Raw genomic sequence first — 20,920 nt, 5'->3', positions numbered from 1 at the left:
CCCTTTTCTCAATTCAATCCTAAAAGCTCTTTGGCCTTGTCCACCGCCGAGGCCGCATCGGGAGCATAGCCATCGGCACCAACCTCATCGGCGAACTTCTGGGTCACCGGAGCACCACCAACCATGATCTTCACCTGGTCTCTGATGCCGGCCTCTTTGAAGGCCTTGATGTTCTCCCGAATCTGGATCATGGTGGTGGTCAGGAGGGCCGACATTCCCACAAGCTGGGGTTTGTGCTCGCGCACCGCCTGGATGAACTTCTCAGCCGGGACATCAATCCCAAGGTCGATGACCTCAAATCCTGCCCCCTCCATCATCATGGCTACGAGGTTCTTCCCGATGTCGTGGAGGTCTCCCTTGACCGTTCCGATGACCATTTTGGCGACCGGCTCCACCCCGGTCTCCACAAGCTTTGGTCGCAAAATCTCCATTCCTGCCTTCATGGCCCGGGCAGCGATGAGGACCTCGGGGACGTAGATTTCGTTGGCCTTGAACTTCACCCCGACTTCGTTCATCCCCTTGATGAGGCCATCGTTGAGGATTTCCTGGGGAGAAAGGCCTTCGTTCAGAGCCTTTTCCACGAGTTCCGCCACCGCTTTCGCATTCCCCGCAAAGAGTTCCCGGGCAATCTGATCCAGAATCTCCGCCATTCTGAACCCTCCCTCTCCGCCGGTTTCTGCGCATATTGTAGCAGAGGTACCGGGAGAAATCCATAATCCTCTTTACAAAACTTTGCAAAGAAAACAAAATGCTCTATTATTTGTCTGAGTGAAGAAAGGGGGGAAAATAATGGACCTTTCCAGCTGGTGCACAAGGAAACTCGAGAAAACCCCAGGGAAACTCCTCCTCGGGGGATTTCTCGCTGGAGCCTACATCGGTTTTGCCGGACAGGTCTTCACGCTCGTCACGCTTCCCCAGGGAATCCCCTGGAGCCTCCGTCAGCTCTTTGGGGGTCTCGTGTTCTCGGTGGGACTCATCATGGTCGTCCTCGGCAAGGCGGATCTTTTCACCGGAAATTGTCTCCTCGTTGCGCACTGCTTCAAGAAGAAAGCCCCTCTTCGGAGGGTGCTCCTGAACTGGGCCCTGGTGTACGGGGGGAATTTCCTCGGTGCGGTCTTCCTGGCGCTCCTCTACGCCGCTTCAGGGCTTCCGGAGGCGCAGGGAGGCATAATTGCCGAGCGAATCATCGCCATCGCCCAAGGGAAGATAGGCATCACCTTCTCTCAGGGGTTTTTCCGGGGGATACTCTGCAACTGGCTCGTGGACCTTGCAGTACTCTTTGCCATCGCCGCAGGAAACGAGGTCGGTACGATCCTTGCCATTCCAGGACCCATCATGACCTTTGTAGCCTTAGGGTACGAGCACAGCGTGGCCAACATGTACTTTCTCGCTGCAGGGATCCTCCAGGGAGGTTCTGGAATCACCTGGGGAAAGGCTCTTTTCCAGAACCTCCTTCCGGTCACCCTTGGCAATATCGTGGGAGGAAGCGTCCTTGTCGGGGTTCTCTACAGCCTCTTCCTTTAGAAGACCTGCTCGACGGACTTGACTTCGGGGACTTCCTCTTTGAGGATGCGCTCAATACCGTCTTTTAAGGTAATCATCGCCATGGGGCAGGCGCTGCACATGCCCTTCAGGCGAACCTTCACCACTCCGTCCTCAATGTCCACGAGCTCCACATCGCCGCCCTCGTACTGAAGGTATCCCCGGATTTTCTCCAGAGCCTGTTCCACTTTCTCGCGCATGTTCCTCCCTCCACCAGAGTTTTCCCGCTACTAACCCCAAACCGCTCCACTTATTCCCCGAGCTCCGGATACAGGGGGAAGCGTGCACAGAGATCGAGTACCGCTTCGCGGACCCGTGAGAGCACCTCAGGTTTCCCCCGTCCCCTCAGAGCGGTGTCAATGAGCTCGGCAATGTACGCCATTTCCCCCTCTTTCATCCCCCGGGTGGTGCAGGCTGGAGTCCCAAGACGAATGCCACTTGTCACCGCGGGTTTTTGAGGATCAAAGGGGATAACATTTTTGTTCACCGTGATGCCCACCTGGTCAAGGACGGTTTCCGCCTCCTTTCCGGTGATGCCAAGAGTCCTGAGGTCCACAAGGAGCAGGTGGGTATCCGTTCCTCCAGAAACAAGGCGGTACCCTCGCTCTTTCAGGGCCTCGGCGAGCGCCCGGGCATTCGCCACTACCTGCCTCTGGTAGGCGGCAAACTCAGGAGTCCGTGCCTCCTTCAGCGCCACGGCTTTTGCCGCAATGACGTGCATGAGGGGGCCACCCTGAATCCCGGGAAAGAGGGCCTTGTCGATGGCCTGGGCGAACTCCTTTTTACACAGGACAATCCCTCCCCGGGGGCCCCGAAGGGTCTTGTGGGTTGTTGTGGTCACAAAGTGAGCATAGGGCACAGGATTCGGGTGGATCCCAGCAGCCACAAGCCCAGCAAAGTGTGCCATATCCACCATGAGGTACGCCCCAACCCTGTCGCAAATCGCCCGCATTCTCTCAAAATCAATGACCCTGGGATAGGCACTCCCTCCGGCAACGATGAGTTTTGGGCGAACCTCAAGAGCCTGCCGTTCCAGAGCGTCGTAATCAATGGTCTCCGTTTCTGGGCTCACCCCGTAGGGGACAAAGCGGTACAGCATTCCCGAGAAATTCACCCGGCTTCCATGGGTGAGGTGCCCCCCGTGGGCGAGGTCCATCCCCATGACCACATCCCCGGGCTGAAGCACCGCAAAGTATACGGCCATGTTCGCCTGGGACCCGGAGTGAGGCTGGACATTAGCATGCTCTGCACCGAAGAGGACCTTTGCCCGCTCAATGGCCAGAGTCTCCGCCTCGTCCACGAACTCGCAGCCTCCATAGTAGCGCCGTCCCGGATATCCCTCAGCGTACTTGTTCGTGAGGGGCGAGCCCTGGGCTTCCATAACGGCAAGGCTTGTGAAGTTCTCGGAGGCAATAAGCTCCAGCGTATTCCGTTCCCGCCTGAGCTCTGCCAGGACACAGCGGTAGACCTCAGGGTCTTTGTCCTTGAGATACTCCCACATACCTCATCTCACGCCTTTTCAAAGGATCCGTATTTTTTGAAGTAATTCACAAGCCCTCCTTCCCGAAGGATGTCGATCATGACCTGGGGGAGAGGAGGAACGAAGAGGGTAACACCCTTCGTGAGATTCACAACTTCACCCTTCTCGAGGTCTACCGTAACCTCGTCACCGTTCTCAATTTTGTCGGTATCGCACTCCACCACAAAAAGCCCACAGTTGATGGCGTTGCGGAAGAAAATCCGGGCAAAGGACTTCGCCAGTACCCCCCTGATGCCACAGGCAAGAAGGGCTCTCGGGGCCTGTTCCCGGGAAGAACCACAACCGAAATTCTTCCCTGCGGCAATGAAATCCCCGGGCCGGACTTTTTGGGCAAACTCCGGGTCAAGGTCTTCCATAACGTGTCTGGCCAGTTCCTGCATATCGAGGGTTTTGAATTTGTACTTCCCGGAAATGATGTAGTCCGTGTTGATGTCATCACCGAACTTGTGCACCCGTCCAGTCAAGCGCATAGCTCTCACCCCAGGTATTTTCTCGGATCCGCAATCTCCCCCTCAATGGCCGAGGCCGCCACCGTCGCAGGAGAGGCAAGGTAAATCGATGCCTCCCGGTTCCCCATCCGTCCCCGGAAGTTCCGGTTGGCTGTGGAGATGACGTTCCAACCATCTCCGGGAATCCCCTGGTGCGTCCCCACACAGGGGCCGCATCCCGGGGGAACAAAAACACCCCCTGCCTCAACGATGTCCCTCACCCATCCCCTCTCAAGGGCAACGAGGAAGGCTTCCTTCGAAGCCGGTGCAACAATGAGCCGCACCTCAGGATGTACCTTTCGACCCCGAAGAATCCTCGCCACCACCTCAAGGTCGGGAACCCTCCCGTTGGTGCAGGTTCCCACAAAAGCCTCACGAACAGGGATTCCCAGGGCTTCGGTAATGGGTCTAACGTTGTCGACTCGGTGCGGGAAGGCAACCTGCGGTACAAGACCAGAGCAGTCGATGTCCAGGGTCTTTGCGTACACCGCATCAGGGTCGGGAAGCACCACCTCAAAGGGGCGATCAGTGCGTTCCCTCACCCACCTTATGGTCTTCTCATCGGGGGGAACCATTCCCGCCTTGGCACCCACCTCTACCGCCATGTTGGTGAGGGTCGCCCGCTCCTCCACGCCCAGGCGTTCCACCACCGGGCCGTGGAATTCAATCGCCTGGTACGTTGCCCCATCAGCCCCAAGGAGCGCCGCAATGTGCAGGATAACGTCCTTGGCAAACACCCCCGGGGGGAGTTCCCCAGAAAGCCTGACACAGAGGCTTTCCGGGACTTTAAACCAGAGTTTACCGGTCATCATCACCACAGCAAGCTCTGTACTTCCAATCCCCGTGGAAAACGCCCCAATGGCCCCATAGGTGCAGGTGTGGGAATCGGCTCCCACGACAAGATCCCCCGGGACCACAAGGCCCCGGCTCATCATGAGTTCATGACAGACCCCTTCCCCCACCTCAAACACCCGGATACCGAATTTCCGGGCAAAGGAACGCATGAGGTCGTGCAGGCGGGAGACCGACTCTAAGGGGCTTGGGGCATTGTGGTCGATGACGAAGACAACCCTGTCCGGGCGGAACACCGACTTTCCGTTCATCTCCTCAAAAGACTGGATGGCAAGAGGAGTGGTACCGTCCTGACCCATAGCCCAGTCAACCGGTGCAACCACGATGTCTCCCGGATGAACGGGTTTTCCGACCTTGCGTTCGAAGATTTTTTCGGCCATTGTCTTCCCCATTGCTACTTCCCCACTTCCTTGACGTAGTGTTGGCAAAATAATACATTACGGGAAAAAGGAAAGTCAACGAGAGGAGGAAGCCCCCTTGACACCCCAGGAAGAGGTTGCACGGATTGTGCAGTGGATGCGGGAGAAAGTCCTTGATGCCCGCGCCAGGGGTCTTGTTTTCGGTATGAGCGGAGGCATCGATTCCTCTGTGGTGGCGGTTCTTGCGAAAAAAGCCCTTGGAGAAAATGTCCTGGGCCTCATTATGCCCTGCTACAGCGACCCAGTGGACCTCGAGGACGCCCGGGAGGTCGCCGAGCAGTTCTCCATCCCTTATCGGGTTATCCCCCTTGAAAAGCCCTTTGACGCGCTCCTTGAGGTCCTGGGAGAAGAAAAAGCAGCGAAATCCCTCCCCCAAGCCAACCTCAAACCGAGGCTGCGGATGTGCGTGCTGTACTTTTTCGCCAACACCCTGAACTACCTCGTCTGCGGCTCGGGTAACCGCAGTGAGCTCACCGTGGGGTACTTCACCAAATACGGGGACGGTGGCGTGGACATTGCCCCCCTGGCTCACCTCACCAAGCGCAAGATCCGGGCAATCGCCGCATTCCTGGGAATCCCGGAGCGTATCATCACCAAACCCCCTTCAGCGGGTCTCTGGCCCGGTCAGACCGACGAGGGAGAAATGGGCCTGACGTACGAGATTCTTGACCGCTTCATCGAAGAGGGGAAGGCCGAAGAACCCTACCGGTCGAAGATTCTCTCCATGGTTCGACAGAGTACCCACAAAAGGCGGCTTCCCTTAATGCTCCTCTCGAAGGAGGAGTTTCCGTTTTCTGGCGAGGAACTCTAAGAGTTCCTCCCGGTCAAAGGTATTGAGCACGTCCTCCTTCCGAAGCCAAGCCCGTCTCGCCTGGGCCACACCATAGCGCATGTACTCTAAAGACCCCGGGTCATGGGCATCGGTGGAAATCACAATCTTTATGCCTTCCTGAGCGGCCTTCCGGGCATCCACATCGCGGAGATCCAGGCGCTCAGGCTGGGCGTTGAGCTCCAAAGAGGTATGAGTGGCCTTCGCCATGGCAAAAAGAACATCGCAGTTGATCTCGTACGCCTCGCGCTTGCCAATGATTCGTCCCGTGGGGTGGCTGATTATCTGGACGTAGGGATTCTTCATGGCCAGCTCCAGACGCTTCAGAATCTTCTCTTCCTTCTGGGTGAACCCGGAGTGGAGGCCAGCCACCACCACCTCAAGGAGGGCAAGTTCCTTATCGGGGAAATCTAAAGACCCATCGCTCAAGATGTTGGCCTCAACACCATTGAGGACCAGAAGCTCTGGGTGACGTTCGTTCCAGCGCCGGATTTCCTTTTCCCGCTCATGAATTTCCTCCGGGGTGAGCCCTGAGGCCACGGCCAGGGACTGGGTGTGGTCGCAGATGGCAAGGTACTGATACCCCCGCGCTAAAGCTGCCTGGGCCATCTCCTCAATGGAGGCTACGCCATCGCTCCAGTGGGAATGGACGTGGAGGTCTCCCCGGATATCCTTCATATCCACAAGGACGGGGAGTTTTTTCTCCAGAGCACACTCAATTTCTCCCTGGTCCTCCCGAAGCTCTGGAGGAATCCACTCCATTCCTAAAATTTCGTAGATATCTTCCTCCCGCTCCCCTCCCACTCGCTCGTTGGTGTCCAGGCGGAAAATCCCATACTCGTTCACCTTAAAGCCCTTTTTCAGAGCGATTTCCCGGAGTTTAATGTTGTGAGCCTTGGAACCGGTAAAGTACTGCAGAGCCGCTCCGAAACACTCTTCTTCCACCACGCGCACATCCACCTGGATACCCTCATGGGTCACAATACTCGACTTCGTATCGCCTTTTGCCAGGACCTCCCGAACCTGGGGCAGAGCAACAAAAACGTCCATGATGAGCTGGGGACGGGAAGATGCCACCAAGATGTCAATGTCCCCTATGGTTTCTTTCATGCGACGGATGCTCCCCGCAGGGCTGATGTTCTCCACTCCCGTTCTCTCCCGAAGAAGCGCCACAATACCCTCCACAAGGGGTAGGGCCTGCCCAAGGAGCATGCGACCGGTTTTTCGCCGGAACATCTCAAGGCCCCGGGCAATCTTCTCCTCGCTCTTTGCACCAAGGCGGGGGAGATTGCGGAGTTTTTTCTCCCGGATTGCTTTCTCAAGGTCTTCAAGAGTCTTTATCCCCAGCTGCTCATAGAGAAGCCTGGCAATTTTGGGTCCCACTCCAGGAATCTCCGTGAGCTCGATGAGCTCGGGAGGAATTTCTTTTATCAACTCCTCGTAATAGGCCATTTTTCCTGTGGCGAGGTATTCGGCGATTTTACTGGCAATGCTCTGACCGATACCCGGAATGTCCTCGAGTTTCCCGTTCTTCCAGACCTCCTCAATGGGCTCAGGCCAGTTCTCTATCCGTCGGGCGGCTTCCTCATACGCCACCACCCGGAAGCGACTCTCTCCCTTGATATCAAGAAGTACCGAGATATCATGGAGGATTTTGGCCACTTCCTGATTCCGCATCCCTTCCTCCCCCTTCCCTCTTCCACGGTACTATGCTATCATGGACCCCAAATGAAAGCAAAGGCGCTCATCCTTCCCCTGGTACTTTTGGGGTTACTCTTTGGTGGTGGAAGACCGGAGAGTGAACCCGGTCTCAGTGTTCTTGAGCGGTGCCACTTTCTCTTCATCGAGACCCTTCTTCGCTCGCCCATTCGCCTCGGCGTTCGGGAAGACATCGTGCAGAGCCTCAGAAGGGGCCGTTCTCTTTCGGACCACCTGGCACTCCTTTTCCTGGAACGCCTTGAGGGAAACTCCCAAGAACGGTGGTCCTTTCTTCGCCTCCTCGAGGAGTTTGCCCCCACTTCACCGGTCCGATTCCCTGCCGCCCTCGTCTGTGTACAAAAATCCCGGAAAGAAGGGAAACCTGGTGAGGCATTCGCCTTTGCCCTCGAAGCCCTGCGCCTTGCCGAAGCGGAAGAGGAGAAGCTCGCTGCCTTTCGAGAGCTCTTTGCCCTCCTCAAGGAAGAGGATCACCACCTTGAGGCGGTCTTCCTTTTGCACAAGATGTACCGGGATTTCCGCGACCAGACCTTCCTTGAGACCCGAAGGGCTCTTGAGCCTCTTCTCCCGGGGCTTTCCCCTGACCCCCTCACGTTTTCTGCTCGTCTTCTCCTCGCCGAGTTTTTCTTGAGCCTGGGGTTTCTGCAAGACGCCGAGCGTTTCCTGAACACCCTCAAGGAAGAGACTCTCCCTCCACCTTTAGGCGACACGTTCTGGCTTCTCCAGGCCCGTCTCTTCCTGCGAAAAGGGAACCTCAAGGCTTTAGAAGAACTCCTTGAGGGGAGGAAAGACACCGAGGACGTGCTCTTTTTCCGGGGTGTCCTCGCCCAGCGAAAAGGCATGCACCGCGAGGCCATCCGCTTTTTCGACCGGCTCCTTGCCGAATACCCAAAGAGCCAATACCTCCTCACAGTCCTCCAGAACCTGGCCGCTTCCTACAGCGCCCTGAAAGACGACGAACGACACATCGCCACCCTGAGGAGGGCCGCAACGCTTTTCCCACAAAACGGAGCGCTCCTCTTCAACCTCTTCTGGGTCCTGTACCAGAAAAAGGACAAGGACGGTGCTCTGGAGGTCCTTGAGCAGCTTGCTGCTCTCTCCGAGTGGCGGAACCAGGCGCTCTTCTGGAAGTTCAAGGTCACCGGAGAGACTACCCCTCTTGCCACGATTCTTGCAGAGTCTCGCCTTGACTACTACTATGTCCGGGCAACCGAGATTGTGGAGTTTTCCTCACCCTTCGTGCAGCAAAGCCCGCCACCCCTCAGTCTTCCCCGGGATCTTGAAACCCACTGGGCAAAATACCGGTTTTTCTCCTCTCTGGGGCTTTTCAACCACGCCGAGATTGAACTCCTGTTTCTTCTCCGGAAAAAACCCCAGGATACTCTGCTTCTTCTTGAGTGTGCCGGACTCTTCGCCCGGAGAGGAATGTACCGGAAGAGCCTGCAGTTCGCTTTTCGTCTTTTTCCAGAAAGGGGACGCATTCCGGACTTTGCTGGGAAAAGCTACTATCCGCGCTTTTTTTTCAGAGAAATCGAGGAGCTCGCCCCGCAACAAAACCCTCCTCTTGACCCCTACCTTGTCCTTGCCCTGGTTCACGCAGAGAGTGCTTTCGACCCCCAGGCGGTTTCTCTGGCCGGAGCTGTAGGACTCACCCAGGTTCTCCCCACAACCGGGGCATGGGTCGTTGAAAAGGAATGGGTGAATCCGGGAAAAGATGGCGATATCACCGCTCTCCTTCTTGAACCCCGGGAAAACCTGGCTATCGGCATGGCGTACCTTGCTTACCTTCTGCGGAGGTTCGAAGGAGACCTTCTCCTTGCCCTTTGCGGGTACAATGCCGGTCCGGGGAGAGCCGAGCGCTGGAAGGAGGAACTCCCCCAGGACCGGGATGCATTCCTTGAATCCATTCCCTTTGCTGAGACCCGAAACTACGTGAAAAGGGTTCTCACCAATTACTTCGCGTATTCCGTGCTGTATCGCGGCGTCAGTCCATTCCCAGGTACTTCCGAAACTCCCTGATTTCCTCCTCCCCATCCACAATACCGATTTCCAAGGTGATCTTCCTGGTCTCACCGGGCTTGAGGACAACCAGCCGCCCCTCTTCCCGTTCCCTTTTCCTCCCCAGGGGGAAGCAGTTACCGGGCTCCATCCCCACGACGTACTCCCCCTCACCCATCATCTTCCACTCCGTGAAATAGGGGAGTTCTTTTGTATCGAACTTCACGTAGACGCCAAGCTTCAACCGCTCATTGAAAAGCAGCGAGGCCCCAAAACCGTCGTCTAAAGTTTTGGGGTAGTGGAGGTACACCTTCTCGAAGTACCCTTTTTGAGGCGCGTGGAAGCGGAACCACTCTTCTTTCCCCTCTTCGGCCCAGTGGTCTCGAGGGATGGTTCTTGCTGCCGGAAGCAGGAGGACGCTCCCCTCGTCAAGAAGAGGATACCCGATATTGATGTGGTAGAGAATCATGAAAGGGCTCTCGATGAACCCCTCATTGGTCACCTGATCCTCAACGTGGATGACCTTTTCCCCCAGACGACTCCAGATTTTCCTCACAAGCACCAGTTTTTCCCCAAAGACAATGGCCTCCCGAACCTTTCCCTGAACCCACATGAAGTACTCGTCCCCCTGCCAGGCTCCGTCGGCGTACACGTTTCCCGCCGGAAGGTACGAGGCCCGGCCGTGGAGTCCCAGTTCCTCTTCTTCGAGGCGGTGCACCAAGGTCGAGGTGTCCCGGCACGGTGCTCCGGCGTACGCAAGCCCACAGGTGTTCATAAGCCCTCCGTGGAACCCCCGGAGCCACCCGAATCCCTCTGGCTCAAAGAGGAAGGGCGAGAGGTTCTGCGTTGCCGACCTCCAGCCGATGCTCACACCCTTGTACGTCGTCCAGGCGATATCCATCCCCCGGTCAAGGAGAACCGTATAGAAAAGGCCTCCTCCTGTGTTCACCTCGGCAATCCGCACCCCTCGCTCCAGGCCGTCAAGGAGCTCAGCAATCCGCACCCCTCCAAGCTGCGAGATGTCTCCGACCCTCCGGAGAATCTCTTCCCTCGTCATCTGCTTTCCCAGAATCACTGCCATGGCCTATTCCCCCTTCATCCTTCGAAAGAATGGAAAAGCGTCGTTTGTTTTCCGCTCCTGAAAAGCTGCCCGTTTTTGGGATTCCCGGAGAAACGCGGGAATATCAATATCGTCGTCGATAATGATGCGGCTTCCGATGTCTTCCTCGCCTTTCCCTCCCGCAAGGGAAAGGAATGCCTCCTCGCGCTTTTCAACCTCAAAACGAGTGGCAATAACGGTCACCACGATTTCGTTCGAGAGCGTCTCGTCCACCTTGCACCCCCAGAGGATGTCGGTTTCCGTCCCCGTCGCCGCGGTGACGAAGTTCACGATCTCGGTGACCTCGTTAAGGGTCATATCAGGACCACCGGTAATGTTGAGGATGACCGAGCGGGCACCCTTCACCGAAATCTCCAGGAGAGGGCTGTTAATGGCCTCTTCCACCGCTTGTCTCGCCTTTTCCCGCCCTCGACCATTGCCGATACCAATGAGCACCATTCCGGCGCCGCTCAGAACCGTCCGCAAATCCGCAAGGTCGAGGTTGATATCCTGAGGCGAGGTGATGAGGTCCGTGATACCCCGCACTGCCTGGTAAAGAACGTGGTCCGCTACCTTAAAGGCCTCTTGAAGCGAGGTATCTTTTTTGGCCACCTGGAGGAGGCGCTCGTTGGGGATCACAATGAGCGCATCGACCACTTCCTGGAGTTTCTTGATACCTTCTTCTGCCTGGGTTCTCCGGCGGGCTCCTTCGAAATTGAAGGGCTTGGTCACCACACCAAGGGTCAGTGCTCCAGCTTCCTTTGCCAGCGAGGCAATCACCGGAGCTGCACCCGTCCCCGTTCCCCCACCCATACAGGCGGCGATGAATACCAAATCCGCATCCTCAACCACCTGGAGGAGCTTGTCCCGGTCCTGTTTGGCTGCCTCTTCCCCAATGCGTGGGTCTCCCCCGGTTCCCAGACCCCTTGTGAGGTTGAAGCCAATCTGCACCTTTTCCGGAGCCAGGGACCGCTTAAGGGACTGCACATCGGTGTTGACCGCCACAAGGTCCACCCCGTCAAGGCCCTCCTCAATCATATGGTTGATGGCGTTGTTGCCTCCCCCGCCAACACCGATGACCTTGATCGTTGCCACCCTGTCTTCAGCCTTCCGTTCCCTGGGCTTTTCCGCAGGCTTTTTCGTGGACTTTCCACCTGTTTGGGATTTTGGGGGGGAGAGGGCCACTTCTTCAGAGTCCTCGATGCCCTTCGTCGTGTCCCGGATGAGCTCTCTTTTGAAATCAAGTCTTTCGGAAAAGCCTCTTTTTAGGCTTTTCTTTTTCAAGACGAATCACCTCTTTCGCCAGAGCAAGGTAATTCTGCGCCCCTGTGGACATGGGCTCGTACTCAATCACCGGCACACCATGGCTTGTCGCCTCAGCCAGCGCAATATTGCGATGGATGATGGTCTCGAACATCCGATCCCCAAAGTACTCCCGAACCTCCTCGATGACCTCCCGGTAGAGGTTGGTCCTTGTGTCAGCAATGGTGATGAGCACGTACACTTCAGGATCGTGCTTCAGGTTCTCCCGCATGAGCTCTAAGGTCTCCATAAACTCTTCAATCCCCCGCAGGGCGAAATAGTGAGGCTGGATGGTGATAATTACCTCGCGGCAGGCCTTGAGGGCATTGATGGTGAGGATACCAAGAGACGGGGGACAGTCAATGAGGATGTAGTCAAAGGGGAGATTGGCCCGCTGAATACTGTTATTCAAAAAGTCTTCCCGCCCGAGTTTGTCGATGAGGCGGTACTCCGCTCCTGCCAGGTCGATGTTCGCCGGGGCCAGGTAGAGATTGGGAGTCCGCGTAGGCACAATGACGTCTTTAAGCTCAAGACGGTAAGGGCTTCGCGGAGGCTCGAGGACGTTCAGAATGGTCTTGTCGAATTCATTGGGCTCAAACCCAAGACCCAGCGTCGAATGCGCTTGAGGGTCCATATCGATAATGAGCACCTGTCGAGCATGATACGCCAGTGACGCTCCCAGATTAATGCACGTTGTGGTCTTCGCCACCCCTCCTTTTTGATTGGCAATGGCAATAATTCTCATAGGTCCTCCCCGAACACTAAGAAAAACCGCATCCCCGTCTCCAGCTCTTTCAGGCTTTTCGGGGCTTCCCTTTTAATGATAGCACATCCTCAGGGGATTGGAAGACCCTCCCCTTTCCGGTACAATGAAAAGTGGAGGGCAGAGGCAGTGCCGGCAAATCTTCCTCCCCAGTACTTTGAGGTAGAGGCGAAATACCGGGCGGCAAAAACCGTCGCAGAGAAACTCGAGGCCCTGGAGGAGATGCTTGCGGTCATTCCCAAACACAAGGGAACCGAAAAACTCCAGGCCGAGATCAAGCAGAAAATTGCTAAACTCCGGAAATCCCAGGCCCAAGAGAAGAAAAAGGGAGGTACGCATGACCCCTTCCTCATTGAAAAGAGCGGTGCAGCGCAAATCATTATCTGCGGGCCTCCAAACAGCGGGAAATCCACCCTCGTTTCACTTCTCACCAACGCCCGTCCGGAAATCGCCGAATACCCCTTCACCACCTTCTCCCCCACCCCCGGCATGATGGACTATGAGGACATCCAGATTCAGCTTGTTGACTTTCCTCCTTTCAGCGGAGAGGAGCTTGAGGGCAACATGGCTAACGCCTTCCGGCGAAGTAACGGCGCGGTGTTGCTCTTTGATGCCCAGGCCGAGAGCCTCCTTGAAGACGTTGAACACACGCTCAAGCTTTTAGAAAAGGGAAAAATCCTTGCTGGAACCCGGCCTCTACCCCCTCCCTCTCCTTCCTGGCACTACCTTCCGGCCTTTCTCCTCCTCACCAGGGTCGAAAACCCAAAAGAGATGGAAAAGGTTGCGATTCTTCGGGAACTCTACGAGAACCGCTTTGAGGTCCTTGGGGCTTCCTTAAAGGAGTTTGGTCCCCACGAGCAAGCTGTGAAAGAAGCCATATTCCGCATAAGTGGCATCATCCGAGTGTACAGCAAACCCCCGGGGAAACCTCCCGACCTCTCCCGGCCCTTCGTCCTCAGGCAAGGGAGCACCGTCAGAGACCTCGCTGAGGCCATCCACAAGGACCTCGCGAAGCACCTCCGGGGAGCCCGGGTGTGGGGGTCGACGAAGTTTCCGGGTCAGCTCGTTCCCCCTGACTACGTGCTTCAGGACAGAGATGTCGTGGAAATCCGTGCTTCCTGAAGGAAACAGTGGGGATCTTCCCCAAAGGGGTCTCCAAGAACCGCGTACGCCAGGGCCCGGCACCCCAGACACCCCGCTACCGAGCACTGCCGGCACTTCCCCTGGAGGGACTCCCGGTTCTTTAGCTTCCCAAGGAGAGGATGCGTGGTAATCGCTGCAAGGTCCTCCTCAAGGAGGTTCCCAAGGGGGATGGGCAAGCGACGGCAGGGGAAAACCGTGCCGTCGGGCATGAGGCAGAAGGATTCCCCGAGGCTACAGGGAGCTCCAAGGAGGCTCACACCTTCTGCAAACTCCACCCAGAAAGCCCGGTACGAAAGAAGCGAAAGAGTGGCAACGTCACAACCGCACAAAGCGCAGAGTTCTTCAAGGAACCACCGCCATTCCCCTTTCTGCAAAACGGCCGAAGCCATTGCCTTCCCTCTTCCCTCGGGGACGAACCGCTCAAAGATGATGCCAGAAAGCCCCAGATCCCGGGCAAGGCGCAACATCCTGGGAACCTCTCCGAGATTCTCCTGGTGGAGCGTTACCATGAGGACCACCCGGAAGGGGGCCTCCACAAGGTGGGTCAGGGCCTGAAGCACTCGATGGAACACCCCCCTCCCCCGGATAGCATCGTTGACTCGTTCCATCCCCTCAAGGGACACCTTGATGGTGGTGAGCTTGGCAAAAGAAGCAAGCTCTGCAACCGTTCTCCGGTCGATGAGGAGGGCGTTGGTGATGAGCATGACCTCCAAAACCCTGGGATGGCGGTCAAGAAGGGCAAGAAGGCGAAAGAGCTCCTCACCAAGGAGGAGAGGTTCTCCACCAGTGAGGTTGAGAACGGTCTGGCGGTCGAGCTCCTCAAGCCCTTGAAGGAGCCGCCCGGCAAGGAGGGAGAGCTCCGGAGGGCTTTCGTCTTCAAAAGTCTCCTGGTAACAGTGGCGGCACCGGAGATTGCAGCGGTTCGTGAGGTGCCACTGGAAATCGAGGGAGACCTGACCCTCCACAGGGCGTCACGCTCCGTCGCAGAGCACCTGAATCTTCAGATGGTCCCTCGTGGTGAGCATCTCCTCCAAAGCGTCACCGAAACGCTCAAGAGGATACTGTGAGGAGATGAGGTCCTTTACCGAAACCGCTCCGCTTTCCAGAAGATTCAGGGCGTACTGCATGGTCTTCTTCACCGCAAAGGACCCCACGATGTGCAGGTCCTCGTGGAATACCCGGTACGGCTCAATCCTCATTGTTGCTCCTTGTGGGGCAACCCCAAAAAGGAGAAAGGTTCCATCGGCCTCAACAAATGTCAGAGCTTTTTCCATGACTTCTGGAACCCCCGTGGCATCGACCACCACCGGAAATCCCAGGGGTGCGATTTCCCGAAGGCGTTGTTCTTCCTTCCCATCGGCAAGAAGGGCTTCTCGGGCTCCCCGCTTCAGCGCAAGCGAAAGCTTGAATTCGCTCACGTCCACCACCACCACTTCCGCAGCCCCCGAAACTTGGAAAAGAGAAAGGAGGAGGAGTCCTATGGGGCCTGCCCCAAAAATGAGGACCTTCTCTCCAGGGCGAAGGCGGCTTCGCGATACCCCGTACACCGCACAGGCCAGAGGCTCTGCCAGAGCTCCTTCGGCAAAACTCACCTTCTCGGGGAGAGGAAAAACGCACTTTTTGGGGACGACCACGTACTCGGCAAAGGCTCCGTTCCTCGTCACTCCCACGGCCTCGAAATTCAGGCAGTGGTTGTTCTTGTTGATTCTGCAGAAGTAGCAGTGGTCGCAGAAGATATTGGGGTCGGCAGTCACCCGCTCCCCTGGGGAGAACTCGGTCACTCCCTCCCCCACCGCCGCCACCTCTCCCGAGAACTCATGCCCTGCAATGATGGGGAAACGCTGGAAGTACTCCCCCCGGAAAATGTGGACGTCCGTTCCACAGATTCCCGCCACCTTCACCCGGATGAGAACCTCCTGAGGACCGGGGCAGGGATCCTCAACCTCAACGATACGCCACTTTTCCTTTCCTTCAAAGATGCACGCTTGCATCCTTCCCACCTCCTGTCACAAGCGACACTACCGGGAAAACCCCAAGGGGAATGAGCATGGCGAAAGACCCCAAAAGAGGCAGCACCGATGAGCGGAAGCCAAAAAGGATAGCCCCCAAAAGCCCTACAGAGAGCCCTGAGAGCATGCTCGCTAGGGCTCCCCAACGATTCCCTCCCCTCCAGTACAGCCCGTAGAGGTACGGGGCAAGAAAACTTCCAGCCACGGTTCCCCAGGAAATCGACATGAGGTTCACGATGAAGGAAATCTTAGAAAGGGCGAGAAAGAGAGAAAAGGCGACGAAAACGGCACAGAGCACCCGCATGAAAAACAGCGACCTCGGCCGGGTGGCCGGGGGAAGAAGGTCGATGACCACAGCCGAAGAGGAGACGAGAACAAGAGAAGACAGGGTGGACATAGAGGCCGAGAAAACGAGAAGGAGGAAAATCAGGGCAAATGACGGGGGCATAGTGGTAGCGATGAGGTGTGGCATGAGGAGATCCGGTTCAGGTTTCCCGTTCACGAGGGGTGGTTCCTTGAAGAAGAGATGGGTGAGGGAACCGGAGAAATAGGCGGCAAAAGTGCAGACAAAAGCGAAAACAGTCACCACCACGGTGGCAGTGGTGACCATTTTCTCGCTCCGGATAGCGTAGAACTTCTGCACCATCTGGGGCAAACCCCATGGACCAAGACTCGTCAGCACCACAAGACCAAAAAGCGGCCAAAACCCTGGGGGACCAACAGGACTTGCAAGGCGGGGATTCACCTGGGAAAGCCTTGCGATTGCCTGAGACAGGCCCCCGACCTCGGGTCGGGCGAGGAGAGATCCCACAAGGAAGAGCGACCCAAAGAGCATGATCATCCCCTGAACGGCATCGGTGAGGCTCACCGCGAGATACCCACCCATGAGAAGGTACACTCCTGTGAGTACGGCCATGAAAAGGAGGGCATATTGGTAAGGAATACCCAGAACGGCATCGAAAAGATAACTCAACCCCATGTACACCGAAGCGGAGTAAGGAACGAGGAAAAAGAAGATGATGAGCGCTGCCAGAACCCTTAGCAACTCACTCCCGTACCTCGCCTTCAGGAACTCCGGCATGGTCATGGCGTTGAGGCGTTCGGTGAGACGACGGGTCCTTCGGGCAAGGGCAAGCCAGGCAAGGAAAGACCCCACGATGGTGTTCCCCACCACAATCCAGAGGCTCGAGAGGCCAAACCCCCAGCCAATGCGCCCCGCATACCCGATGAAAAGGACAGCGCTGAAGTACGTCGTCCCGTAGGCGAAGGCGGAAATCCAGGGACCGAGGTTCCGGCCGGCCAGGAAGAAATCCCCAAGACTTTTGGTTCGCCGCGAGGCGAAATACCCAAGACCGAGCATCCCCACCACATAGAGCACAAGGACAGCGGTTTTCACTTGTCTTCTTTCCCTCCATCAGGTATCATGGATTTGTGGACCAAAGAGACATTCGCCACGTTTTTGCCATTCTACAGAAAGAGGCCGGGAACTGGCAAGATGCCACGGTAGGAAACATCGCCAAAGACCCCTTTTTTGTCCTCGTTGGGGCCCTCTTGAGCCACCGGACTCAGGACAGAACAACCCACAGAGTCCTGCAGCGCCTTGCAACCGCCTTCACAAAACCCGAAGACTTCCTGCGCGTTCCCGAGGAGGACCTTGCCCGCCTCCTCTATCCTGTAGGATTTTACCGGGAAAAGGCAAGAAGGCTCCAGCAAATCGCCCGAATCCTCCTTGAGGAATATGGGGGAAAGGTCCCGGAAAGCGAAGAGGAACTCCTGCGGCTTCCCGGAGTGGGGAGGAAAACGGCCAACCTGGTCCTGAGCGTTGCCTTTGGGAAGCCAGCAATCTGCGTTGATACCCATGTCCACCGCATTACAAACCGCTGGGGCCTTGTGGTCACGAAAACTCCCGAGGAAACGGAGAGAGCGCTCCAGAAAAAGCTCCCTCAGGACCTCTGGGGGAAAATCAACAAGCTCCTTGTCCTCTTTGGGCAGAACGTCTGCTTCCCGAGAAGGCCCCGCTGCAGCAAGTGCCCTGTTGCGCCTTTCTGTAAGCGTCGGGGAGTCACGGATGCCCGGTGAAGCCCAGAGGAATGACCTCCCCAGACTGAAAGGGCGGAGGAAAAACGAAAGCGCAAACACCCCCGGGGCACGAAGCCGAAACCACCCGGACCTCGTGGGGGAAATCCAGGGTGATAAGACACCGAATCGCTCCAAGCGGAGGAAGGTCCCCCATCCTCTTCCCGTCAAGGAAGAAGGGTCCGCCGATTCGTTCGTCCACAGACTGAAACGTCACGTACCCCAGGCGGACCTCAAACCCAATCCCAATGCGACACCCCGAAAGGAAGAGGGCAAGAAGCATCGAAACCGCAAAAACGGCAACGCTTCTCCGCATCAGTCAATGGTCACAATCTTCCCTGAGTACTCGAGGTAGAAATTCCGGACGTACACCCCACCCCAGGGATGGTACAGCTGGGCAGTGTGCCATCTCCCCAGAGCAAGGCCCGAGACCGTGAGACACTCATTGGGTTCGAGGTATCCTGCGTAGTCCCCATCAACGTAGAGCTCACCGTAAATACCAGGACGCCCGGAACAGATGATTGCTGAACCATAAGTGATGGGGACGACGATCTCCGCCGTGCAGCCGGCGGCAAAAAGCGCTGCCAGAACGAGCATCCCAAAAACCCAGGGCTTTCGCATCTTTTCCCTCCTTCAAAGAGCTTCCCCCTGAGAGTACCAGAAACCCCCTCCTCTGTCAACGGTTCCGTTTTCTGACCTCTACCGTTGACCTTTTCCAGAGACTTGGGTATAATTGGGGTAGCGTGCGCGGTTAACTCAGCGGAAGAGTGCCATCCTCACACGGTGGAAGTCGCTGGTTCGAATCCAGCACCGCGCACCATTTTTTATTCCTGCCTCTTCCCTTTCTCAAGCCGCTCGATTTCTGCGTCGATGAAGGCCCGGGCAGCCCGCAAAAGCTCAAGCCTCGCCCGGGAGAGGTGCTGCCGTGCTTCCTCGCTCAGGAAGGGGTCGAGGAATCTCCCCAGGGGACCGAAAAAGAACTCCTCAAAGACATCGCGGATGTTCTCTCTCCCGCGGTCCACAGGAATCATCCCCTCTTCACATGCCGCTCGATGAGATTCTGAGCTTCCCTTTCTCCCCGCACCGCTTCGAAATCCACCACGAAAGCCCCCAGCCGCTCCATGTGGGCCATGAGGCGCTTCAGAGCCTTATCGGTCCCGAAAAAGGAGGGGAGAACGTAGGCGATAGACCGTTTCCCCTCCATGCCCGTGGCGCTATTCAGGAAGTTCACAACCTCCTGCGAGATGTGTCCCCCAAAGGCGCTCACCACCTGGGCGCCCACAAGGACAAGGTCGAAGGGGCGGAAGTTGACCGGAGAGGTCATGTTCTCAACTTCAACGGGTTTCACCGAACACCCAGCCCGCTCACAGAGGTCCATCATGTACCTCGTGAGAGCCACAAGCCGTTTATCCTTCACTGAGTACACAAAGGCAATCCGCAAGAGGTTCCTCACCTCGCTTCTTCTATCATACCACAGGAAAGCGACGCAGGACCACGACCATCCACGAGGAATCCTCAGCAATCTCCACATCATGAAGGTGCTGCCTGTGGGCTCTTCCAAGGAGGGGTATGAGGTCCTTCTCCGTAAAGCCCGAAAGGATGAGGTACCCTCCCTCCCGGAGGCGCCTGAGAAGGTCCTCGAAATGACGATGGCAGAAAGACGCGCTGATATTCACCACAACGCAATCGAAGGTTCCCCGCACTAAGGCAAGGTCACCCACAAGGGTAATGTCCTCCCGGGGAATACCGTTCAAAGAGGCGTTGCGCTCAAACTCGGCACAGGCCAGAGGGTCACAGTCCACCGCAACGATAGGCTGGGCCCGCATTTTCCAGGCAAGAACAGTAAGGACGCCGGATCCCGTCCCAACATCAAGGAAGGCCTTGTCTTTTGCGAGGTACTTCCGAATCATCCGAAGACACAGCACGGTGGTGGGATGGTGTCCCGTACCAAAGGCAAAGGCAGGGTAAATGACAAGGTCAAAGGGTGCTCCTGTTGCTTCCTTCCAAGGAGGTCGAACAGCAACATCCCCCGCAGCCCACACCGTGGTGAACCCTTCCCGCCATTTCCTCTCCCAGTCCTCTCCAGCTTCCTCCTCCTGGGTAAAGCTCTCCACAAGCGATTCCGGGGGAGGAGGAAAGGGGGAAAGCGCGTAGGCCACTAGGGTTCTATCGTCCACTTCCCACACGCCCCGCGCGCCGCTTTCGGCAAGCCAGAGCAGGAAGGCCTCCTTCTCCCGCACCCGGGCGGTGAGCTTAAACCACCCCGGCATGGTGTTCTCCCTCCCGCCGGGCAACCACAAGGAGTCCCGAGGCCACTCTTGAACCCACACCAAGCACTTCAAAATGGGCATCGTACCAGTGGGAGAGCTTCAGGAATTCCTCGTAGAGCTTCGGATTCCGGACAATGCGCCGAAGAGTCCCGGGAGAGACAAGCCGCGAAAGGGTCCCCGTCGCCACCACACGCTGCACCCGAAGACCACAGGATTCCACTTCGTCCACGAGTTCCCCAGGGAGAAAGGCATGGAGGGGAGGAAAGAGCAGGCGGGAGAGCAGGGGAATCCTCTCCTCCATAGCCTGGAAAAAGGAAGGGTGGTCCCAGTTCCCTTCCTCAAGGAACTTCCGGGAAAGAGCGAAATCCCTCCGCCAGCGAGCTTCCACCTCGAGCGCCACCGGGAACTGACCAAGCCGATTCACCACGGAAACGATGAGCGTCTTTCCCGTCACCCGGCAAAGTTCCTGTAAGGCTTGCTTCTCAGAGGGGTAGGCGTAAGAAACCGGGGCGTCGAGGGAAATGACAAGGTCAAAGGCCTGATCCCCAAAAGCCGAAAGGTCCTGAACCTTCCCCAAAACGAAGGTCATCCGGTGCTCAACCCCTTCGCGGCGGGCAACCTTTCGCGCCTCCTCGAGCATGCGAGGGGAGAGATCAAGATGCACCACCTGACACCCTCCCCGGGCCAGGGCCACGGAGTACCGGCCGTAGCCTCCACCGGCATCAAGAACCCGAAGACCCGGTTCCACAAAAGGGGCGATCTCAAGCCACACAAGGTCCGTGTGAACCTTTTTGAACAGGTTTTTCTCCCGCTTCCGTTCCTTCCCCACATGGGCGTCCCAGAAAACGCGGTGGAGGTGTTCCCGCTCCATGCT

The 20,920-nt window shown here is 57.0% G+C and carries 23 protein-coding genes and 1 tRNA gene; 6 read left to right on the top strand and 18 right to left on the bottom strand.

All coding sequences use genetic code 11. From position 1 onward, the window contains the following. Nucleotides 1-8: 8 nt before the first annotated feature. On the bottom strand, nt 9-650 hold the full coding sequence (locus ACP6EK_RS06200; RefSeq protein ID WP_438314171.1) for a corrinoid protein: 642 nt from the start codon (nt 648-650) through the stop codon (nt 9-11). A gap of 139 nt (nt 651-789) precedes the next feature. On the opposite strand from ACP6EK_RS06200, the gene ACP6EK_RS06195 reads away from it, so the two are divergent. Further along, nucleotides 790-1,524 (top strand): formate/nitrite transporter family protein, encoded by a 735-nt coding sequence (locus ACP6EK_RS06195; protein WP_438314168.1) that lies wholly within the window; start codon nt 790-792, stop codon nt 1,522-1,524. Here ACP6EK_RS06195 and ACP6EK_RS06190 read toward each other — a convergent pair. Genes ACP6EK_RS06190 through ACP6EK_RS06175 form a run of 4 tightly spaced genes read right to left on the bottom strand, consistent with a single transcriptional unit; the run spans nt 1,521 to nt 4,814 of the window. Beyond that, nucleotides 1,521-1,742 carry a NifU family protein gene (locus ACP6EK_RS06190; protein ID WP_427365635.1) on the bottom strand — a complete coding sequence of 74 codons (222 nt, stop codon included), beginning with the start codon at nt 1,740-1,742 and terminating at the stop codon, nt 1,521-1,523. The two genes, ACP6EK_RS06195 and ACP6EK_RS06190, sit on opposite strands and share 4 nt — an antisense overlap. A gap of 50 nt (nt 1,743-1,792) precedes the next feature. Beyond that, nucleotides 1,793-3,043, bottom strand: coding sequence for a serine hydroxymethyltransferase (gene glyA / locus ACP6EK_RS06185; RefSeq protein ID WP_438314165.1), 1,251 nt, complete (start codon nt 3,041-3,043; stop codon nt 1,793-1,795). A gap of 8 nt (nt 3,044-3,051) precedes the next feature. Then, the gene (locus tag ACP6EK_RS06180; protein WP_438314162.1) at nt 3,052-3,552 is read right to left on the bottom strand and encodes a 3-isopropylmalate dehydratase small subunit; all 501 of its coding nucleotides are present in this window, start codon (nt 3,550-3,552) and stop codon (nt 3,052-3,054) included. 5 nt (nt 3,553-3,557) lie between these two features. Then, nucleotides 3,558-4,814, bottom strand: a complete 1,257-nt coding sequence (locus ACP6EK_RS06175; protein WP_438314159.1) for a 3-isopropylmalate dehydratase large subunit — start codon at nt 4,812-4,814, stop codon at nt 3,558-3,560. 85 nt (nt 4,815-4,899) lie between these two features. On the opposite strand from ACP6EK_RS06175, the gene nadE reads away from it, so the two are divergent. After that, the gene (gene nadE / locus ACP6EK_RS06170) at nt 4,900-5,652 is read left to right on the top strand and encodes an NAD(+) synthase (RefSeq protein ID WP_438314157.1); all 753 of its coding nucleotides are present in this window, start codon (nt 4,900-4,902) and stop codon (nt 5,650-5,652) included. Here the strand turns inward: nadE and polX are convergent. Further along, nucleotides 5,602-7,347 (bottom strand): DNA polymerase/3'-5' exonuclease PolX, encoded by a 1,746-nt coding sequence (gene polX / locus ACP6EK_RS06165; RefSeq protein ID WP_438314154.1) that lies wholly within the window; start codon nt 7,345-7,347, stop codon nt 5,602-5,604. The genes nadE and polX overlap by 51 nt on opposite strands. Before the next feature lie 51 nt (nt 7,348-7,398). On the opposite strand from polX, the gene ACP6EK_RS06160 reads away from it, so the two are divergent. Beyond that, nucleotides 7,399-9,405, top strand: a complete 2,007-nt coding sequence (locus ACP6EK_RS06160; protein ID WP_438314151.1) for a transglycosylase SLT domain-containing protein — start codon at nt 7,399-7,401, stop codon at nt 9,403-9,405. On the opposite strand, the gene ACP6EK_RS06155 is transcribed toward ACP6EK_RS06160, so the two are convergent. The 3 genes from ACP6EK_RS06155 to ACP6EK_RS06145 are packed head-to-tail and all read right to left on the bottom strand — an operon-like array spanning nt 9,371 to nt 12,530. Continuing rightward, nucleotides 9,371-10,465: an aldose 1-epimerase family protein gene (locus tag ACP6EK_RS06155; RefSeq protein ID WP_438314148.1), complete on the bottom strand. Its 1,095-nt coding sequence runs from the start codon at nt 10,463-10,465 to the stop codon at nt 9,371-9,373. The genes ACP6EK_RS06160 and ACP6EK_RS06155 overlap by 35 nt on opposite strands. Before the next feature lie 3 nt (nt 10,466-10,468). Continuing rightward, on the bottom strand, nt 10,469-11,767 hold the full coding sequence (gene ftsZ, locus ACP6EK_RS06150) for a cell division protein FtsZ (RefSeq protein ID WP_438314146.1): 1,299 nt from the start codon (nt 11,765-11,767) through the stop codon (nt 10,469-10,471). Beyond that, a complete protein-coding gene (locus ACP6EK_RS06145) occupies nt 11,724-12,530 on the bottom strand; it encodes a ParA family protein (RefSeq protein ID WP_438314143.1) in 807 nt (268 codons plus the stop codon). Before ACP6EK_RS06145 ends, ftsZ begins: the two co-directional genes overlap by 44 nt. A 147-nt stretch (nt 12,531-12,677) precedes the next feature. Between ACP6EK_RS06145 and ACP6EK_RS06140 the strand changes: the two genes are divergently transcribed. Then, nucleotides 12,678-13,670 (top strand): TGS domain-containing protein, encoded by a 993-nt coding sequence (locus ACP6EK_RS06140; RefSeq protein WP_438314140.1) that lies wholly within the window; start codon nt 12,678-12,680, stop codon nt 13,668-13,670. Here ACP6EK_RS06140 and ACP6EK_RS06135 read toward each other — a convergent pair. The 3 genes from ACP6EK_RS06135 to ACP6EK_RS06125 are packed head-to-tail and all read right to left on the bottom strand — an operon-like array spanning nt 13,634 to nt 17,096. Further along, the gene (locus ACP6EK_RS06135) at nt 13,634-14,656 is read right to left on the bottom strand and encodes a radical SAM protein (RefSeq protein WP_438314137.1); all 1,023 of its coding nucleotides are present in this window, start codon (nt 14,654-14,656) and stop codon (nt 13,634-13,636) included. The genes ACP6EK_RS06140 and ACP6EK_RS06135 overlap by 37 nt on opposite strands. A 6-nt stretch (nt 14,657-14,662) precedes the next feature. Next, a complete protein-coding gene (locus tag ACP6EK_RS06130) occupies nt 14,663-15,682 on the bottom strand; it encodes a zinc-dependent alcohol dehydrogenase family protein (RefSeq protein ID WP_438314134.1) in 1,020 nt (339 codons plus the stop codon). Continuing rightward, entirely contained in the window at nt 15,663-17,096 is a 1,434-nt protein-coding gene (locus ACP6EK_RS06125) for a sodium:solute symporter family protein (protein WP_438314131.1), read from the bottom strand. The genes ACP6EK_RS06130 and ACP6EK_RS06125 overlap by 20 nt, the downstream gene beginning before the upstream one ends. 35 nt (nt 17,097-17,131) lie before the next feature. Here ACP6EK_RS06125 and ACP6EK_RS06120 point away from each other — a divergent pair, with 35 nt between their 5' ends. Beyond that, nucleotides 17,132-17,779, top strand: coding sequence for an endonuclease III domain-containing protein (locus ACP6EK_RS06120; RefSeq protein ID WP_438314128.1), 648 nt, complete (start codon nt 17,132-17,134; stop codon nt 17,777-17,779). Here the strand turns inward: ACP6EK_RS06120 and ACP6EK_RS06115 are convergent. Both ACP6EK_RS06115 and ACP6EK_RS06110 read right to left on the bottom strand, forming a co-directional pair. Next, nucleotides 17,763-18,092 (bottom strand): hypothetical protein, encoded by a 330-nt coding sequence (locus ACP6EK_RS06115; RefSeq protein WP_438314125.1) that lies wholly within the window; start codon nt 18,090-18,092, stop codon nt 17,763-17,765. The two genes, ACP6EK_RS06120 and ACP6EK_RS06115, sit on opposite strands and share 17 nt — an antisense overlap. Beyond that, nucleotides 18,092-18,397 carry a hypothetical protein gene (locus ACP6EK_RS06110; protein WP_438314122.1) on the bottom strand — a complete coding sequence of 102 codons (306 nt, stop codon included), beginning with the start codon at nt 18,395-18,397 and terminating at the stop codon, nt 18,092-18,094. Before ACP6EK_RS06110 ends, ACP6EK_RS06115 begins: the two co-directional genes overlap by 1 nt. A 124-nt stretch (nt 18,398-18,521) precedes the next feature. Here ACP6EK_RS06110 and ACP6EK_RS06105 point away from each other — a divergent pair. After that, nucleotides 18,522-18,596 (top strand) — tRNA-Val (locus tag ACP6EK_RS06105). Between the two features lie 4 nt (nt 18,597-18,600). Here ACP6EK_RS06105 and ACP6EK_RS06100 read toward each other — a convergent pair. Genes ACP6EK_RS06100 through ACP6EK_RS06085 form a run of 4 tightly spaced genes read right to left on the bottom strand, consistent with a single transcriptional unit; the run spans nt 18,601 to nt 20,917 of the window. After that, nucleotides 18,601-18,807, bottom strand: a complete 207-nt coding sequence (locus ACP6EK_RS06100) for a hypothetical protein (protein ID WP_438314119.1) — start codon at nt 18,805-18,807, stop codon at nt 18,601-18,603. Continuing rightward, on the bottom strand, nt 18,804-19,229 hold the full coding sequence (locus tag ACP6EK_RS06095) for a hypothetical protein (RefSeq protein ID WP_438314117.1): 426 nt from the start codon (nt 19,227-19,229) through the stop codon (nt 18,804-18,806). Before ACP6EK_RS06095 ends, ACP6EK_RS06100 begins: the two co-directional genes overlap by 4 nt. A 13-nt stretch (nt 19,230-19,242) precedes the next feature. After that, complete coding sequence (locus ACP6EK_RS06090) at nt 19,243-20,046, bottom strand: 50S ribosomal protein L11 methyltransferase (protein WP_438314114.1); 804 nt, start codon at nt 20,044-20,046, stop codon at nt 19,243-19,245. Next, nucleotides 20,030-20,917, bottom strand: a complete 888-nt coding sequence (locus tag ACP6EK_RS06085) for a class I SAM-dependent methyltransferase (protein WP_438314111.1) — start codon at nt 20,915-20,917, stop codon at nt 20,030-20,032. The genes ACP6EK_RS06090 and ACP6EK_RS06085 overlap by 17 nt, the downstream gene beginning before the upstream one ends. Nucleotides 20,918-20,920 lie beyond the last annotated feature (3 nt).

Source organism: Candidatus Caldatribacterium sp. SIUC1 (assembly GCF_051549785.1).
Classification (GTDB): Bacteria; Atribacterota; Atribacteria; order Atribacterales; family Caldatribacteriaceae; genus Caldatribacterium.
The sequence above is the reverse complement of the archived record's forward strand: the minus strand, read 5'-3'. Positions and strand labels throughout refer to the sequence as shown.

What these genes read in the sequence shown, in the direction of transcription:
- ACP6EK_RS06200 (WP_438314171.1), bottom strand. Translation starts at nt 650, where the DNA reads ATGGCGGAGATTCTGGATCAGATTGCCCGGGAACTCTTTGCGGGGAAT.
- ACP6EK_RS06195 (WP_438314168.1), top strand. Translation starts at nt 790, where the DNA reads ATGGACCTTTCCAGCTGGTGCACAAGGAAACTCGAGAAAACCCCAGGG.
- ACP6EK_RS06190 (WP_427365635.1), bottom strand. Translation starts at nt 1,742, where the DNA reads ATGCGCGAGAAAGTGGAACAGGCTCTGGAGAAAATCCGGGGATACCTT.
- glyA (WP_438314165.1), bottom strand. Translation starts at nt 3,043, where the DNA reads ATGTGGGAGTATCTCAAGGACAAAGACCCTGAGGTCTACCGCTGTGTC.
- ACP6EK_RS06180 (WP_438314162.1), bottom strand. Translation starts at nt 3,552, where the DNA reads ATGCGCTTGACTGGACGGGTGCACAAGTTCGGTGATGACATCAACACG.
- ACP6EK_RS06175 (WP_438314159.1), bottom strand. Translation starts at nt 4,814, where the DNA reads ATGGGGAAGACAATGGCCGAAAAAATCTTCGAACGCAAGGTCGGAAAA.
- polX (WP_438314154.1), bottom strand. Translation starts at nt 7,347, where the DNA reads ATGCGGAATCAGGAAGTGGCCAAAATCCTCCATGATATCTCGGTACTT.
- ACP6EK_RS06160 (WP_438314151.1), top strand. Translation starts at nt 7,399, where the DNA reads ATGAAAGCAAAGGCGCTCATCCTTCCCCTGGTACTTTTGGGGTTACTC.
- ACP6EK_RS06155 (WP_438314148.1), bottom strand. Translation starts at nt 10,465, where the DNA reads ATGGCAGTGATTCTGGGAAAGCAGATGACGAGGGAAGAGATTCTCCGG.
- ACP6EK_RS06145 (WP_438314143.1), bottom strand. Translation starts at nt 12,530, where the DNA reads ATGAGAATTATTGCCATTGCCAATCAAAAAGGAGGGGTGGCGAAGACC.
- ACP6EK_RS06130 (WP_438314134.1), bottom strand. Translation starts at nt 15,682, where the DNA reads ATGCAAGCGTGCATCTTTGAAGGAAAGGAAAAGTGGCGTATCGTTGAG.
- ACP6EK_RS06115 (WP_438314125.1), bottom strand. Translation starts at nt 18,092, where the DNA reads ATGCGGAGAAGCGTTGCCGTTTTTGCGGTTTCGATGCTTCTTGCCCTC.
- ACP6EK_RS06110 (WP_438314122.1), bottom strand. Translation starts at nt 18,397, where the DNA reads ATGCGAAAGCCCTGGGTTTTTGGGATGCTCGTTCTGGCAGCGCTTTTT.
- ACP6EK_RS06100 (WP_438314119.1), bottom strand. Translation starts at nt 18,807, where the DNA reads ATGATTCCTGTGGACCGCGGGAGAGAGAACATCCGCGATGTCTTTGAG.
- ACP6EK_RS06090 (WP_438314114.1), bottom strand. Translation starts at nt 20,046, where the DNA reads ATGCCGGGGTGGTTTAAGCTCACCGCCCGGGTGCGGGAGAAGGAGGCC.
- ACP6EK_RS06085 (WP_438314111.1), bottom strand. Translation starts at nt 20,917, where the DNA reads ATGGAGCGGGAACACCTCCACCGCGTTTTCTGGGACGCCCATGTGGGG.